At 47.2% G+C, this 15,217-nt stretch carries 15 protein-coding genes; 8 read left to right on the top strand and 7 right to left on the bottom strand.

Translation table 11 applies throughout. The features are described from left to right. Positions 1-7 precede the first annotated feature (7 nt). The 3 genes from ACWP87_RS08005 (at position 8) to ACWP87_RS07995 (ending at position 2,968) form a co-directional block, all read left to right on the top strand. Entirely contained in the window at positions 8-739 is a 732-nt protein-coding gene (locus ACWP87_RS08005) for a response regulator transcription factor (RefSeq protein WP_014569411.1), read from the top strand. Continuing rightward, complete coding sequence (locus tag ACWP87_RS08000; RefSeq protein WP_014569412.1) at positions 736-2,277, top strand: sensor histidine kinase; 1,542 nt, start codon at positions 736-738, stop codon at positions 2,275-2,277. Before ACWP87_RS08005 ends, ACWP87_RS08000 begins: the two co-directional genes overlap by 4 nt. 157 nt (positions 2,278-2,434) lie before the next feature. After that, complete coding sequence (locus ACWP87_RS07995) at positions 2,435-2,968, top strand: GNAT family N-acetyltransferase (protein ID WP_005716059.1); 534 nt, start codon at positions 2,435-2,437, stop codon at positions 2,966-2,968. A gap of 73 nt (positions 2,969-3,041) precedes the next feature. On the opposite strand, the gene ACWP87_RS07990 is transcribed toward ACWP87_RS07995, so the two are convergent. Next, positions 3,042-3,236, bottom strand: coding sequence for a hypothetical protein (locus tag ACWP87_RS07990; protein WP_005684612.1), 195 nt, complete (start codon positions 3,234-3,236; stop codon positions 3,042-3,044). A 433-nt stretch (positions 3,237-3,669) separates the two neighbouring features. Here ACWP87_RS07990 and ACWP87_RS07985 point away from each other — a divergent pair, with 433 nt between their 5' ends. Both ACWP87_RS07985 and ACWP87_RS07980 read left to right on the top strand, forming a co-directional pair. Next, a complete protein-coding gene (locus ACWP87_RS07985; protein ID WP_005684613.1) occupies positions 3,670-4,104 on the top strand; it encodes an ACT domain-containing protein in 435 nt (144 codons plus the stop codon). A 24-nt stretch (positions 4,105-4,128) separates the two neighbouring features. Further along, positions 4,129-4,632, top strand: coding sequence for a hypothetical protein (locus tag ACWP87_RS07980; protein ID WP_005684614.1), 504 nt, complete (start codon positions 4,129-4,131; stop codon positions 4,630-4,632). Positions 4,633-4,822: 190 nt separating this feature from the next. Here the strand turns inward: ACWP87_RS07980 and ACWP87_RS07975 are convergent, their stop codons facing one another. The 6 genes from ACWP87_RS07975 to ACWP87_RS07950 all read right to left on the bottom strand — a co-directional run bounded on the left by ACWP87_RS07975 (position 4,823) and on the right by ACWP87_RS07950 (position 9,245). Beyond that, complete coding sequence (locus ACWP87_RS07975; RefSeq protein ID WP_005688822.1) at positions 4,823-5,170, bottom strand: hypothetical protein; 348 nt, start codon at positions 5,168-5,170, stop codon at positions 4,823-4,825. Continuing rightward, a complete protein-coding gene (locus ACWP87_RS07970; protein ID WP_014569413.1) occupies positions 5,148-6,455 on the bottom strand; it encodes a Y-family DNA polymerase in 1,308 nt (435 codons plus the stop codon). Before ACWP87_RS07970 ends, ACWP87_RS07975 begins: the two co-directional genes overlap by 23 nt. A gap of 149 nt (positions 6,456-6,604) precedes the next feature. Beyond that, positions 6,605-6,787: a hypothetical protein gene (locus ACWP87_RS07965; protein WP_014569414.1), complete on the bottom strand. Its 183-nt coding sequence runs from the start codon at positions 6,785-6,787 to the stop codon at positions 6,605-6,607. A 113-nt stretch (positions 6,788-6,900) separates the two neighbouring features. Beyond that, on the bottom strand, positions 6,901-8,085 hold the full coding sequence (locus tag ACWP87_RS07960) for a zinc-ribbon domain-containing protein (RefSeq protein ID WP_014569415.1): 1,185 nt from the start codon (positions 8,083-8,085) through the stop codon (positions 6,901-6,903). Between the two features lie 3 nt (positions 8,086-8,088). Beyond that, positions 8,089-8,874 carry an SGNH/GDSL hydrolase family protein gene (locus tag ACWP87_RS07955; RefSeq protein WP_014569416.1) on the bottom strand — a complete coding sequence of 262 codons (786 nt, stop codon included), beginning with the start codon at positions 8,872-8,874 and terminating at the stop codon, positions 8,089-8,091. A 50-nt stretch (positions 8,875-8,924) separates the two neighbouring features. After that, positions 8,925-9,245: a DUF898 family protein gene (locus ACWP87_RS07950; protein ID WP_005710360.1), complete on the bottom strand. Its 321-nt coding sequence runs from the start codon at positions 9,243-9,245 to the stop codon at positions 8,925-8,927. Between the two features lie 477 nt (positions 9,246-9,722). Between ACWP87_RS07950 and pcrA the strand changes: the two genes are divergently transcribed. The 3 genes from pcrA to ACWP87_RS07935 are packed head-to-tail and all read left to right on the top strand — an operon-like array spanning position 9,723 to position 15,211. After that, a complete protein-coding gene (gene pcrA / locus ACWP87_RS07945) occupies positions 9,723-11,975 on the top strand; it encodes a DNA helicase PcrA (protein ID WP_014569418.1) in 2,253 nt (750 codons plus the stop codon). Positions 11,976-12,022: 47 nt separating this feature from the next. Further along, on the top strand, positions 12,023-14,047 hold the full coding sequence (gene ligA, locus ACWP87_RS07940; protein ID WP_014569419.1) for an NAD-dependent DNA ligase LigA: 2,025 nt from the start codon (positions 12,023-12,025) through the stop codon (positions 14,045-14,047). Between the two features lie 12 nt (positions 14,048-14,059). Then, on the top strand, positions 14,060-15,211 hold the full coding sequence (locus tag ACWP87_RS07935; RefSeq protein ID WP_029943927.1) for a CamS family sex pheromone protein: 1,152 nt from the start codon (positions 14,060-14,062) through the stop codon (positions 15,209-15,211). Positions 15,212-15,217: the final 6 nt, after the last annotated feature.

The raw sequence follows: 15,217 nt of genomic DNA, 5'->3' as shown, positions 1-15,217 counted from the left end.
TTCAGCAGTGAAACTATTAATGATTGAAGATAATACAAGTGTGGCCGAAATGATGGCCATGTTCTTCCAAAAAGAAAAATGGGAAGTTGTCAACGCCTATGATGGTGAAGAAGGACTGGCGAAATTCAAAGAGGCACCTGACAGCTTTGATATCATTACGCTTGATCTGAATCTGCCGAAAATGGACGGGATGCAGGTGGCTAAGGAAATTCGGCAAATTAGCGAGACAGTGCCGCTAATTATGCTAACTGCGCGTGATACCGAAAGCGATCAGGTTTTGGGGTTAGAGCTCGGCGCTGATGATTATGTCACCAAGCCATTTTCGCCGATTACATTGATTGCGCGGATTAAGGCTTTGCATCGGCGCGCCGAGGTTGGAGCCGAAGCTGGCGCGGAACAAGCAGCGCCGGAAACTAAGGCAGACGGGTTTGATGTTGAAACCGATCACTTTAAACTCAGCACAAAGACTAGGGAAGCCTATTTGAACGGCAAACAGATCGAAGGGTTAACGCCCAAAGAATTTGATTTGTTGCATACCTTGTCCAAGAGTCCCAAACAGGTTTTCTCCCGCGAACAGCTACTGCAGCTGGTCTGGGACTATGAATACTATGGCGATGAACGAACCGTTGATGCGCATATCAAAAAATTACGTCAAAAAATTGAAAAAGTCGGTCCACAAATCATCCAAACAGTCTGGGGCGTTGGGTATAAGTTTGATGATTCGGGGCTTGATCAATGAAAATGCTTTATCAACAGCTGATCGGCTTTTTTTCGGTCATCATGGTGACGCTGGTGATCGTGTCGATTCTGTTTATTCGCTCAACCACCAATACGGTTTGGGAAAATGGGTTCAAACAACTTGAACAGTATACGGATGTTTTGAAAAATAACGCGGTTGATGAAAATACGTATGTCATCAATGCGCGGTTTATTCAGAATGCCGAAGAAATTTTGAGTGACCAGCATGTTCATTTTGTTATTTATGATGCGAATAACGTTGCAAAATATCCCGTTTCGCAAAAGGGCCGGATGACTGCGATTAAAGCGAGTTATTGGAAAAAATTGAAGCAGGGATCAGCAGTTGCAGTGCCGGAAATGATGACGAATCCGATTAGCGGTAGCGCACAAAGCATGACGATTTATTATCAGCCGGTTTTCTTAAGTGAAAAACTGTTATTTGTCATTGCTGCATTTGCGCCGGTAGAGCAGATTCAAAGTTCGATTAACAAAACCGAACACAATTTGTTAATCGCATTTGTGCTATCAACATTAGCAGCTTTCATCATTAGTTACTTCATTGCTTCTTATCAGGTTCGTCGCATTAATCAGTTACGTCAGGCGACGCATCAGGTTGCGGAAGGTAATTATGACGTGACCGTTAAAATGAAAAGCCGCAGCCATGATGAAGTGGCCGAATTAGCGGATGATTTTCGCGATATGGTGAACTCGTTAAAAGCAAGCCAACAGGAAATCCAACGGCAAGAAGATCGCCGGCGTCAGTTCATGGCGGATGCAGCACATGAAATGCGCACCCCGCTGACAACGATTAATGGTTTGTTGGAAGGGTTGGCTTACGATGCGATCCCTGAAGAAAGCAAAGGCAAAAGTATCGAATTGATGCGCAATGAAACGAATCGGCTGATTAGATTGGTCAATGAAAACCTTGATTACGAAAAGATTCGCACCAATCAGATTCTTTTAAGCAAGCACACGTTTAATGCCCGTAAAGATCTTGATAACATTACCGAGCAGCTAACGCAAAAGGCCGAAGAAGCAGGCGATACCATTACGATTAAAGCGCCAGCCCAATTACCGACCTACGCTGACCATGATCGTTTTGTCCAGATTCTGTTTAACATTGTCCAAAATGCGGTTCAATTCACCAAAAACGGGCAGATTACGATCGGCGGTAAATTAGGGTATCACCAAACCGAATTTACCGTCAGTGATACCGGTATCGGCATGTCCAAAGATCAAATGAAGAATATCTGGGAACGCTATTACAAAGCCGACCCATCACGCAAAAATACGAAATACGGCGAATCCGGACTTGGTATGGCCATTGTTCATCAATTAATGGGCTTACATGGCGGAACAATTGAGGTGGATTCCAAGTTGGGTTCAGGAACGACCTTCACCTTAATCTTCCCGGATGAGGCGACAGCACCTAAACAAAAACAGCCAGCAACAAAATCATCGTCAAGCACAACGTCATCGACAGCCGGTGCCGCCAAAAACACTGACGCTGCATTAAACGACCATCCCAAGTCCGAGTAACAGTAGCTTTTCTGGACATGCGGGTGGATGGTGAAGCGTTAACAGGCGGTGATATGATTGTTGATAGGTAAAAGCAATCACATTTATTGGGCGCCGATCCCCAAACGCCCCTCAAGAAGTGTGAAGCAAACAAATAAGCACTAAAAAGGAGACCCTTATGACCATCCGACGAATACAGCAGAGTGATTTTGCTGATGTAGACGCATTATTGCATACCGCATTTAGCGCCAGTAAACGCGGCTATCATGACGAAGCAGCGCTCGTAGCAGAATTGAGGCGAACCACTGATTATGAAGCGGCTTTAGAAGTCGTTGCCATGATTGATGGACATTTAGTCGGCTATGGGCTCATGACGGCGGCAACGATTACGCCGGATGCGCATATGAACGGAGTAGCACTTTGGCCGTTAGCAGTCGCACCGGCGTATCAAGGGAGCGGTTTAGGCATGGCCATTGTCTCTGAGCTTGATATGCGGGCAACCGATCTACGCCGTGATTTTGTCAGTGCGATTGGTGATCGTCAATTCTTCGGCCGGTTCGGATTTCGTAAAGCAGCCGCCTACAAACTTGAACCGCCGTTTTCAATCGTTGCCGAAGATCATCTCATTAAGGAACTCGTGCCCGGTGTTCTAGCCAGTGTGCACGGAAAAGTCAATTATGCACGCCCATTTCTTGCCAAAATGCCGAACTAGACAAATTAATTGAATCCGTTGATAAGTTGCAGGTTACTCTGCAGCTTATTTTGCTGGTCGTTGCCTTCAAACATTACTTTTCTTTGTGGTGGGCTGATTGATGTGCCTTATGTAAGGTGCCGATACACAGGCCGCCACTGACCAAAGCACCGCCCATTAGTGTGTTGTCAGTGACATGTGGCCAGTATTCTACAAAGATGACGAAACCAATGATAATGACTGCTGTCAATAGTTGCCATGACAGATGATAGGGTTGCCGTGCCTTCATTTAAAAGCCTTCTTTTTTGGGTCTTAACTAACTGATTGTGTTTCGAAACTAGCAGGTGTGGAGTCCTGACGCGTGGAAATTTTCCAACCTTTACACGCAGGTTTCTATGCCCGTCAATAGCATCATATTTTCTTAATAAAAAGTCACCATCAGCCTACTGCAAAAATCCTTGAGTTTAAAGCCCTTACCTGTGAGTTGCTGTGATGATCGTTGCATATGTGTCAATTTAACGATTGATTCGGTTGATGATTCATGGCCTGGCGAAATCTTTTAAACAACAGGGTTTATTAGGTATCACAACATGTCAAGTCGGTTACAGTTTAACGATTACTTTGCAGAAGTGACAATGACTGTTACAATATGAACATATTCAAACGGCTATCAGGTAGTTCGTAAGGTGTGGTGGCTGTCAATTATTTTGGGGGGATTTTGCGTGAAGCAGTTTTATATTGTTGACAGTTCAATTCTTCCAGACGTGGTTGGCAAAGTGATTGCCGCACGAACCTTACTCCAAAATGGTGAAGTTAAACAGGTCAGCGAGGCAGTTAAGCAAGTTGGTATTTCTCGCGGCACCTATTACAAGTACAAAGATTATGTTTTCCTGCCTGATCATGAAATGGCATCGCGAAAGGCAGTCATTTCATTAATGCTCCATCACGATCGCGGTATTTTGTCAGAGGTTTTGACGGTCATATCGCATGCACAGGCCAGCATCGTGACGATTAACCAGAATATTCCAATCCATAATTGGGCTAGTGTTGTGATCTCATTTGATATTTCGGCACTGCAAGGGACCATTGATGATTTAGTAACCAAACTTGGCGATATTCGCGGCGTCAGTGATGTTCATCTGATTTCGGTAGAATAAGCGGCATGTTTTTTTGGAGGCTTTATGAAAATCGCATTTAAATTATTGCTCTGGGTGTTAGTAGCCGGAGTTGCTTTATTTCCGGCGCTATTATTGATTTTGTTTGTCATTGGCCTGAGCGTTGTTATTTCGGGTGCTTTGGCAGTCAGTGCCGTTGGTTTTGTAATGGGCACTATTTTTGTTGCATTGGTAGGGTTGGGCATTATGATTCCAAGTGTCCTGCTCATTATTCGATTTATGACTTTCCGGACAGTTAATGCCCGATTTCAGCGCGGCGGTGAACGCTTAGTCCTTCCGGTGAGGGTTCATTTAACTGGGCGCGCGATCTACCATGCTATTTATGAAAATTACAAAGCTGGGCGTCGTCAGGGAAAACATGTTTTTCAAGCGTGGAGTTTTGGTTTAGAGACGTATTTTCATGAAGATCTTCAAGCGTATCTGGCAGACCAGATTCTCGCGCAACACGGTCCGGAGATGGCAGAGGCTTTTGTCTTAGATAAACGTCATTCATATACCATTGCTTATTAACAAATAATCGAAGGTAAGTTCACCGTTTTGGGATGTTCTCAAAACCGGAAATAGCATGTTTAAAAAATTGGCCTTAGCGTTTAACAATTTCAGTTGCGCTAAGGTCTTTTTTCAGCTAATGGGTCCAGTAAAACGAAGCACTAAACCTTGGTACCGTTACCAATCGGCATGATAAAAAGTGTCGGATCGCTTAATTGGGCCACGTTTCGTCTGCACGTGGGCGTCGTTGAATGAGCCGATTGGTTCGCGGCCAGCGCAGTTCCTCGAAACCGATGAATTCAATGGTTAGGCGGGTCTGTTGCCGCAGTAAGCCGATAAAAAGCTCTAATTGCGCCAAATCATAGTTGTGCAGGCTGTGCAAGGGGATGGAACGCAGGCGTTGATCTTTTGGTTGGATGTTAAAAAAGAAGTTAAATGCCGGCGTGTAGGTCTGGTTGACAAGTGAAATCCAGTACCGTGTCTTCCGGCGCCGTTTAAATAACGGGGTCAATCGTTCCATGATAATCTTGAGATCGTTAGTCATAGCTATTGCCACCATTATGGCCTCCTACAAGTGATGCGCGCTGAATGGCGGTACCGCCGTGCATGGCGCTTTTGGCGTAGACGAGTGCTTTAAAGCCGAATCGATTGCGGATCGCATCAAGCGTTCGTTCCAAGTTTGTTGCCTTGATTTGCTGATCGATCGGTTCAAAAAAATTGAGTTGTTCGCCGGTGTCCGGGGCCAAGCGGGAGGTGTAGACTGCCACATTACGAACGACTTCGCCATGCCAGTTATCGCGAAAAATTTCGCGTAAAGTCGTCACGATATCTGAGTCGCGATTTGTTGGCAGCATTCGTTTAGCTTGTGAAAACCCAGTGCGACCGTCTGCTTGGCTCTCAGCGTATGAAAAGCCAATTCCAAGTGTGATTTCACCGGCCCGTTTGCGGTGATGACGCAAGCGGGCGGCCACTTGTTCGCCGATTTCCTTAATCACAATTTCGATTTCGAACTGATTACGATAATCGCGTGGCAGCACTTGAGAATTACCGATACTTGGCTGGCGCGTGACGATCCGCTGACTAATCTTGGTGCGATCAATGCCCCATGCGGTCGCAAAAAGCTGCGTGCCAAGAATGCCCAGCTCTTGTTTTAAGGCGTACGGATTGGCGTGAGCAAGTTCATACATACTTGTGATGCCCATTCGTGCTAGATGTGCGGCGGTACGGTGACCGATGCTCCAGACATCCGTCATATTCTTGATTCGCCAGATAGTTTCAGGCACGGTTGCATATGTAATTTCGCCGAGTAAATCGGAATTGTACTTGGCGTATACATCCAGTGCTATCTTGGCCTGGACTGGATTCTCACCCATACCGACAGTGGTGCGTAAACCGAGCTGTTGGTGAACCGTTGCCTGAATTAACTTGGCAACGGCGCGTGGTGTCTTGCCAAAAAGTCGCCAAGTATGGGTTAAATCGAGAATGGATTCGTCAATCGAGTATGGCCATAAATCTTCATCGGCAACGAACTGACGAAAAATGTCATTGATAGCCAGATTCTTCTTAATGTAAAGGTTCATACGCGGAGGCACGACAATTAAATGTGGTTCATTAGGTAAATCGCGTTGCCGGCTGACGTTACTCTTGAGACCATACATTTTTTTGGCCATTGGCGACGTGGCTAAAATTAAACCGCCGTTCGTATTTTCCTGTTCGGACATCACCACGAGAACGGTTTTGAGTGGATCAAGTCCACGCTCGATGCTTTCAACCGATGCATAGAAGGACTTGTTGTCGATCAAAAAAATGACGCGATGCGGTTCATGCGAATAGTCATAGCGCATATCAATCACCTCTGTAGCTATTATACGAACGTATGTTTGCAAAGGCAAGTTATTTTCTGCTTACGTTGACAATGCACAAATAAAAAATCCACGCTGCCTGGAAAAAGACACCGTGGATCAAAAGTTTATTGGTTGAAACTATTAACTGACTAACGCATGCAGCCACCCATATGCCAGGATGAAGCCCAAGATGTAAAACCGTGCATCATGGTATCAGGGGCAATGGCTGTCCAGCCGTGGGTAACGAATGCTAAAACGAATAAGGCGGTAAAGATTGCTGCGATAACACTCAAAGTAACGATTAAAGGCCGCCATTTTTCCGATAACATCATACTTCGCCTCCTGCTATTGAATGTTAACTTCTGCCATTAGTATAGCACCATGAACTTAATAGCCAAGTTAAGCTGCAGGCAACACCGTCGTTCAGCATGATCGAAACGGTGAATCAATCACGCTCCCATTTGATCTTGAGGTTGGTTTCGATTAAGTCGCCATCATCGAGTGCAAATGGTTCAACCACGCTGGTGCCATCTGGTTTCGTGAATTTGATGTTTAAAATATTATCATCGCGGTAAACGACCTCCCAAGTACCGTTGCTTGGGGTGTTGTTGTTAGTTGCTGTGTATGTGCCATCGCTATTGAAATTGAACGTTGCCCGATCGCCGGATTCCCATCGGCCAACAATACCGCTGATTGAGTGATTATCGTTGCGTTTTGAGGTGTCAGATGGGTAGGTGCGGTTGGTTTTGGTCACGCCATTGTCGTCATAGTCATCATCATCGTCGTCATCAGTGTCACGACTTGTTTGTGAAGCCTGTGACGATGAAGAGGCGGTGTTGGACGAGGCAGCTGCTGCGTCTAAAGTGAGTGCAGCGGCTTGGCCTTTCAGGGGAACGATCACGTCGCGGGTGAAATCTTTAGTTGCACCGTCATGCGTACCGCTAAGCTTAAGGGTATAGCGTCCCGGAAGTTGATTGGCGATCGTGTATTGACCATTATGATTGGCAGCTTGCACCGGCGTTTGATTCAGCGTTAACGCTGCGTTTTTAAGGTTAGTCTTCACGGTTACCGCGGTGGTTCCAAGCTTGACTTTATACTTCGGGAAAAACAACATTTCCTGACCTTGTTTGACTACCTGAACCATACCGCTAGTGGACTTAGCCCGAATCAAGGTATTTAAAAGGCTGCGATAATGGCGATCCTCAATGAGTTGGGCCAGTGGTTTGAGGTCATCTTCATGCAAAGGCGTTCCATCGCTGGCAACGGCAACTTCTGCCATATCATCAGCATCGCCGCTTGTCATTTCTTCGGCAAGCTCGGCAACTTGCCGGTCTTGACTATAATAGGCGGCGCCGGCTAAATAGGCACAACCGGCTATTAAGATGACGACAATGCCGACAATCCATGGCCAGCGCCGATGTGAGTGCGGCGTATGTCGGGTTGGCGCTGGGGCTGCTGCAGTTGTTGATGCAGGGGTCGTTGGCGGTTGCGGCGTGGACGCTTCGTTTTCGCTTGTTTGCTGCGCTTGCAGGCGGGCTGACCGTAAATCAAAGCCGCAGTTTGGGCAAAAGTCATCGTTCGGTTTAATCGGTTGCCCACAGTTAGGACAGAATTTTAACGGTGTTTGCATGTATCATTCCTCCAAAGTTTTAATGAGTTGAGCAGCAATTTGATCATGGCCGCGTTGATTAGGGTGGAACGTATCCCGGGGGCCATTGGCAGTGAAATCCGGAATGACAGTGCCAGCCGGTCCGGTGACATCATCATGACCTTGCCAGATGGTTGCCAAGTCAACGACCGGTACCTGGTAGGTTTGGCCCACTGCTTTAACAACGGCATCGAATTTCAAGTCGGCATTAACGTAGGGCCCTTGATTTGGTGACCAGGTTGTCATGAGGATCAGTTGTGCCGAGGTTTCTTTTTGCAACGTGGTGACAATGGTTGTCAGTGCTTGTTGATAGGCAGCGAGCGCAGTTGAGGTTGCGCCACCGACAGCGTCATTGGTGCCAAACTCAATAGTGATCACATCCGGATGCTGGGCAACGAGTTGCGGTAAAGCGGGGACGCCCAAGTTAGTAGCCGTTTTTCCCACTTCCGCAATGCCGGCTTCGGTGACGGTTTTTCCGGTTAATCGGGCCAGCTGCCGGGCAAAAAGCGACGTAAAACGAGTGGCTTTTTTATCGGCAAAAAGGCCAACGGAAAGACTGTCGCCAAAAGGAGCATAAACCAGTTGTGCTTTGCTTTTGGCCTTCAATCGTGCTAATCGAGTCGGGCGCGGCGGCGTTGAAGCGGCGCTGGCCTGACGACTGCGAGCCGATGCAGAGGGGTGGCTTGTTGATTTAGCAGCTTGCCGCGAAACCCCACAGCCGGCCGCTACTAACAATAGTAAAACACCCAATCCCAACCAAATCTTTTTCATCCCAATACCTTTCTTGAATCGACTGATGACATGCTGGTTATAAATAGTCTTTAGCTAACAAATCGGGTATTGCGCGCTTTCCAATCTTCTAGCTTGATAAAGACCCAGAAACTGTAAATGCCAAGCGTGATGATCGATAGCAGCAGCCACTTAATCCAATTGCCAAATAAACCGACAGCGGAACCGTAAAAATGCATCCGATGGCCTTCAATCACGGTATGGTTGATCTTCCAGCCATATAACATAGTCAACGCCCAAGGATAGCAGATGCCCAGTGTGGCGATCGTAATCACCGCACCGAGAATCGCCCAGCCAATATAGGCCAATAAGCCGCCATCGAAAAAAGAATTTCGTCCATTTCTCATTTCCATAATCGTTGCATCCTCCAACTTCTTTACTTAAGTGTATCAGAGTCATCGGGCAACGCAATGAATATGCGCTATAGTGAGCGCGAGCCGGCGCGGTTAGGAGTCGGAGTGTAAGTGGCCTTGGGCGTGATGACCCGGTCTTGGTCATTGCGCCCAAGGTCCTTACACGCAGACTCCTGCGCCGGGGAGCGCGTTATGGGCATAAAGGAGAACTAGTGGCCTTGGGCGTGATGACCCGGTCTTGGTCATTGCGCCCAAGGTCCTTACACGCAGACTCCTGCGCCGGGGAGCGCGTTATGGGCGTAAAGGAGAACTAGTGGCCTTGGGCGTGGCCATTGCGACCAAAAGCCCTACTTACACGCAAGCCCTTGCGCCGGAGAACGCGTTATCGTGATTGTCTGTCTCACGCTTAACGCCAAAGTTTGGTACAATAGGTCAAGGAATTTTTCACTTGGCTTTTCTGAAAGGACGATTCGTTAAATGGTAATGGATGCCGCATTAAAGGGTATGAATGATAAGCAGGCAGAGGCGGTGTTAGCCACTGAAGGACCGGTTTTGATTATGGCAGGGGCCGGTTCTGGCAAGACGCGGGTTTTGACCCACCGAATTGCTTATTTAGTTGAAGAAAAAAACGTTAATCCATGGAACATTCTTGCCATTACGTTTACGAACAAGGCTGCGCGGGAAATGCGGGAACGGGTAGGTAAACTGGTCGATCCTGAGATTGCCCGCGATATTTGGGTTTCAACGTTCCACGCATTGTGTGTTCGTATTTTGCGGCGCGACATTGACAAACTCGGTTACAATCGGGCGTTTATGATTGCTGATCCAGCCGAACAACTCACTTTGGTTAAGCACATTTTGGCCGACTTCAATCTGGATCCCAAACGTTATGATCCCAAGTCGATTCTTGGCGCGATTTCGGGTGCCAAAAACGAACTAATCGACCCGCAAACTTATTCAGACGAGCAGGCCAACAGCCCATTTACCAAAACTGTGGCCCAAGTTTATGCGGAATATCAAAAACGCCTGCGCAGTGATCAAGCATTGGACTTTGATGATCTCATCATGCAGACCATTGTGTTATTTGAAAAGGATCCCGAAACGCTTGGCTTTTATCAGCGTAAATTCCGGTATATTCACGTTGATGAGTATCAGGATACGAACGAAGCCCAATATCGCCTCGTGCATATGCTGGCGGAAGGTTATCACAATCTGTGCGTGGTCGGGGATGCCGATCAGAGTATTTACGGTTGGCGTGGCGCTAATATGCAAAACATTCTGGACTTTAAAAAGGACTACCCTAAAGCCCAAGTCATTTTGCTTGAGCAGAATTATCGCTCAACCAAGACAATCCTGAGTGCTGCCAATGATGTGATTAAAAACAACTTGAATCGGCAGGCTAAAACGCTATGGACGGAAAATGCCACCGGCGACAAAATCACTTATTATCGGGCTCAAAGCGAAACCGATGAAGCCATTTTTGTGATTCGCCGCATTGAAGCGGAAATGGCAGAACATCACCGCAAGTACGGGGATTTTGCGATTTTATATCGGACAAACGCCCAATCCCGTGCGATTGAAGAAGCGTTCGTGAAGTCCAACATTCCTTATAAAATGGTGGGCGGACATAAATTCTATGATCGTAAGGAAATTCGCGATGCCTTGGCTTATTTCCGGTTGGTCGTCAATCCAGCTGATGATATGAGCTTTAACCGGATCGTTAATGAACCTAAGCGCGGGATTGGCAATACAAGTGTTGCTAAACTGGAAGCCTTTGCTAATCAGCATGATTGGTCACTCTTGGAAGCAGCGGCAAATGCTGAGCTTAGTCCGATTTCAGGCAAAGCCCGCGGCAATCTAGCCAAATTCGGTAAAATGATTCAACGACTTGGTCAGCGGCGGAAAGATTTGAACGTTACGGAAATGATGCAGGCAATTCTGGATGATAGCGGTTATTTAGGGACGTTACGTGCCGCCAACACCTTGGAAGCCGAAACGCGAGTGGAAAACCTTGAAGAACTTTTGTCAGTGACCCAAGGATTTGATGCGCGCTACCAGCCGGAAAATGAAGACAGTGATATTTTTGTCGACTTTTTAGCTGAATTGGCGCTGTTGTCTGATCAAGATGAAGTTGAAGAAGATGCCCAGGAAGTGACGTTGATGACGTTACATGCGGCTAAAGGGCTGGAATTTCCAGTGGTCTTTCTGGTGGGCATGGAAGAAGGACTTTTCCCGTTGAGTCGCGCCGCTATGGATGAAGGCGAGCTTGAGGAAGAGCGGCGGTTGGCTTACGTCGGGATCACCCGAGCAAAACAAAAGTTATATTTGACCAATGCCTATGCCCGGATGTTGTATGGCCAGCGTCAAAATAATCCGGCGAGCCGTTTTATTGAAGAAATTGATCCTGAATTGCTTGATATTTCCGGTGCTGCCCAGCCGAAAAGTGATATACCGTTCATCAACCGCACCGATCGCGCCTTTAGTTCGCCTTATAGCCGTCATCCTGAAACCACTGGGACGCCGGTAACCGTTAAACCGGCTCCAACCACTGGTGCCGGCAAGACAAGCTGGGAAGCCGGCGATAAAGTCGAACACCGTAAATGGGGAATCGGTACCGTGGTCAAAGTAACCGGCACCGGTGACGATCAGGAACTAGATATAGCCTTTAAAGCGATGGGAATTAAACGGTTATTAGCTGCGTTTGCCCCGATTAAAAAAGTTGAAGCCTAATGATGCATGAAAGGTTGTTAACCGCGTAGTGAATAAGGAGGTTCGCCGTGTTAAGTAAACCAGCTGCTCAATTTACACTTGAAGAAGCCGAAGCCGAGATTGCCAAGCTTCGAAAACAGTTAAATCAATGGCGCTTGGAGTATTACACCAAAGACGCTCCAACGGTCACAGATAATGTTTATGATGATCATTATCGTGACTTGCAAGCGTTAGAAGCCGCTTTTCCAAAACTGGTGACGCCTGATTCACCGACGCAGCAAGTTGGCGATGTCATTAATTCGGATTTTGCCAAAGTTCAGCACCCGATTCCCATGCTGTCAATGGGCGATGTCTTTTCATTTGAAGAACTTAGCGAATGGGATGCGCGGATGCAGGCTAATGTGGGGCATGCGGTTGATTACAATGTTGAATTGAAGATTGACGGCCTTGCTTTGTCGCTTATTTATGAAAATGGCCGCTTAGTGCAAGGCTCCACTCGTGGTGACGGTAATGTCGGCGAAGATGTGACAAAGAATGTTTTAACCATTGCTTCGGTGCCTAAGACCTTGAAGCGGCCACTATCGCTTGAAGTGCGCGGTGAGTGCTATATGCCTAAAGCTGCGTTTGCCAAATTAAACGCACGCAAGGAGGCAGATGGGGACACGCCATTTGCCAACCCGCGTAATGCTGCGGCCGGCTCGCTACGACAGCTCAATCCTAAAATCACTGCCGGACGGGAATTGGACACGTTTATTTATACGTTAATTGACGCCGATCGGTTTAATGTCAAAACCCAGCATGAGGCGATCGCATTTATGCAGGATCTTGGGTTCACAACCAATCCAAGTTCCGAAGTGGCTAGCGATATGCAAGCGATTGATGCCTATATCACGAAATACACCAGCGATCGGGATGCTTTGCCGTATGGAATTGATGGGATTGTGCTAAAGGTCAATGACTTGGCTTTGCAGGCCCAACTCGGAAACACCGTCAAAGTACCGCGGTGGGAAATTGCCTATAAGTTTCCCCCGGAAGAAGCCAAAACGGTGATTCACGATATCGTGTGGACAGTGGGTCGAACTGGGGTTGTGACGCCGACTGCGGTGATGGATCCGGTTCAGTTGGCTGGGACAACAGTCGCACGGGCAACGTTGCACAATGCCGACATGATTCGGGATAAGGATATCCGCATCGGCGACACTGTCATGTTGCATAAAGCCGGCGATATTATCCCGGAAGTTTCACGCGTCCTGGTTAAAAAACGGCCAGCCAATACCCCACCAGCGCCGATTCCGGAAAAATGCCCATCATGCGGCCAAAAACTGGTTCACCTTGATGATGAAGTGGCGTTACGCTGCATCAATCCGATGTGCCCGGCGCAAGTACAAGAACAGTTGACCCATTTTGCCTCGCGTAATGCAATGAATATTGATGGATTAGGTCCGAAAATCATTGCTCAACTCCAGGCTAAGAAGCTCGTGACGGATGTCGCCGATCTTTATCGACTCACGGCCACTGACTTGGAAAAGTTGGATAAGTTCAAAGAAAAATCAATTAATAATTTGTTAAATGCGATTAATAATAGTCGGCAAAATTCTGTCGAACGCCTAATCTTTGGGTTGGGCATTCGCCATGTCGGTGGCAAAGCGGCACGTATTCTGGCCGAGCATTTTGGCAGTTTGGATGAGCTCATGGCAGCCGACCAAGACCAAGTTGCGGCAATTCCGAATATCGGGCCAACCATTGCTGAAGCGGTTGTCACCTATTTTAAAACGGATACGGTGAAGAAATTGGTTGAACAATTGCGCTCTGCCGGTGTCAACCTGCGTTATACCGGTCCAACCCGTCCGGCAGTAAGCGATAGTTTTGTTTCTGGCAAGACCGTGGTGATCACCGGCAAGTTTGCCGAGTTCTCCCGTCCGGAATTGACAAAACGCTTAGAGCAGTTGGGTGCAAAAGTGACTGGTTCAGTGTCGAAGAAAACCGATCTCGTCATTGCCGGGGATGCAGCTGGTAGCAAACTGACCAAAGCACAGGATTTGAATGTTCCAATTATGGATGAGACAGCGTTGTTGACGAACTTGAAGAATTGAGGAACTTCATCAATGAAGAAATTTTTTACGTTAACCTTACTGACAGGCGCCATTGTGCTGTTGGCGGCGTGCGGCAAGCTAAATCTTGACAGCGGCAGCAGTAGCACCGGTGGAACCAAAACCGGCAGCTACCAAACGACTGGAACGGTTGATAATAGTATGTACCAAGGCGTGATCAAGAATGGCCGCTATCAGACCAGCAGTGCACGTGGTTTGATGCTGCAACAAAACGATCAAGGCGAAAATACTTTTAACATCAAGAGTATGGAAAGTGGCTTGGAGAGTTTGGCCAAAGCCCAATTTTCAACGGATAAATATTCGTTTGAAGAAGGGCAGTTATTGAGCACGGCAACAGCAAGAAGTTGGCTTAAGCGGGAGTCAAAGAGCAATCCCGATGGCTTAAATCCGGTTGATAACGGGAAGAAAGATCCTGATACCCGTAATCCGATGTATCTACAGCAGATTCTGGAACAGGACTTCATGGTGCAAGACGGCAACAGCATGAAACTAGGCGGGATTGCGATTGCGCTTGGCATGAATCAGGTCGATTACTACACCAAGACCGAATATGGTGCGCAATATCAAACCGAAATTTCCGAAGCAACGCTGAAGAAACAAGGTGAGGCCATGGCAGCAAAAGTTGTCGCGCGACTACGCAAAATGGAAAAGGTGCCGAGTGATGTACCGATTTTGGTAGGTATTTACAAAAACGCCGAACAAGATAGTCTGGTTGGCGGCGTTTATGTCGAACACGCGACCAGCAAGAGTGGAACGGATCTCGGTTCCTGGAAGAAACTTAATCAGCAAAATGAAATTCTGCCGGTTGTCAGTGACCATAAAGCGATTAACAGTACGGTTGCCAATGACTTTTCGAGTTTTACAAATCAGGTAAAAGGCTTCTTCCCGACTTTAGCAGGGATCACGGCTCAGGCGCAGTATGAAGATGGCAATTTAAGCGGCATGAAGATTACCGTTAACACTCAGTTCTATGGCTTGACGGAAATCCAAAGTTTCACGCAGTACATTTCAACTGCCGCCAATAAGTATTTGCCATCCGGTGTGCCAATTGAAATTACCATTCAAAGTACCCAAGGCATCCAGGCATTTGTCTCGCGAAGTTCTGGGGACAAAGGCTTTTATACGCATGTATTTGGAAGTTATTAAAGGAAA

Source organism: Lacticaseibacillus sp. 22, assembly GCF_055413445.1.
Note: the sequence above shows the minus strand (reverse complement) of the source record. Positions and strands in the feature narration are given on the sequence as shown.

What these genes read in the sequence shown, in the direction of transcription:
- ACWP87_RS08000 (WP_014569412.1), top strand. Translation starts at nt 736, where the DNA reads ATGAAAATGCTTTATCAACAGCTGATCGGCTTTTTTTCGGTCATCATG.
- ACWP87_RS07995 (WP_005716059.1), top strand. Translation starts at nt 2,435, where the DNA reads ATGACCATCCGACGAATACAGCAGAGTGATTTTGCTGATGTAGACGCA.
- ACWP87_RS07990 (WP_005684612.1), bottom strand. Translation starts at nt 3,236, where the DNA reads ATGAAGGCACGGCAACCCTATCATCTGTCATGGCAACTATTGACAGCA.
- ACWP87_RS07980 (WP_005684614.1), top strand. Translation starts at nt 4,129, where the DNA reads ATGAAAATCGCATTTAAATTATTGCTCTGGGTGTTAGTAGCCGGAGTT.
- ACWP87_RS07975 (WP_005688822.1), bottom strand. Translation starts at nt 5,170, where the DNA reads ATGGTGGCAATAGCTATGACTAACGATCTCAAGATTATCATGGAACGA.
- ACWP87_RS07970 (WP_014569413.1), bottom strand. Translation starts at nt 6,455, where the DNA reads ATGCGCTATGACTATTCGCATGAACCGCATCGCGTCATTTTTTTGATC.
- ACWP87_RS07965 (WP_014569414.1), bottom strand. Translation starts at nt 6,787, where the DNA reads ATGATGTTATCGGAAAAATGGCGGCCTTTAATCGTTACTTTGAGTGTT.
- ACWP87_RS07960 (WP_014569415.1), bottom strand. Translation starts at nt 8,085, where the DNA reads ATGCAAACACCGTTAAAATTCTGTCCTAACTGTGGGCAACCGATTAAA.
- ACWP87_RS07955 (WP_014569416.1), bottom strand. Translation starts at nt 8,874, where the DNA reads ATGAAAAAGATTTGGTTGGGATTGGGTGTTTTACTATTGTTAGTAGCG.
- ACWP87_RS07950 (WP_005710360.1), bottom strand. Translation starts at nt 9,245, where the DNA reads ATGGAAATGAGAAATGGACGAAATTCTTTTTTCGATGGCGGCTTATTG.
- pcrA (WP_014569418.1), top strand. Translation starts at nt 9,723, where the DNA reads ATGGTAATGGATGCCGCATTAAAGGGTATGAATGATAAGCAGGCAGAG.
- ACWP87_RS07935 (WP_029943927.1), top strand. Translation starts at nt 14,060, where the DNA reads ATGAAGAAATTTTTTACGTTAACCTTACTGACAGGCGCCATTGTGCTG.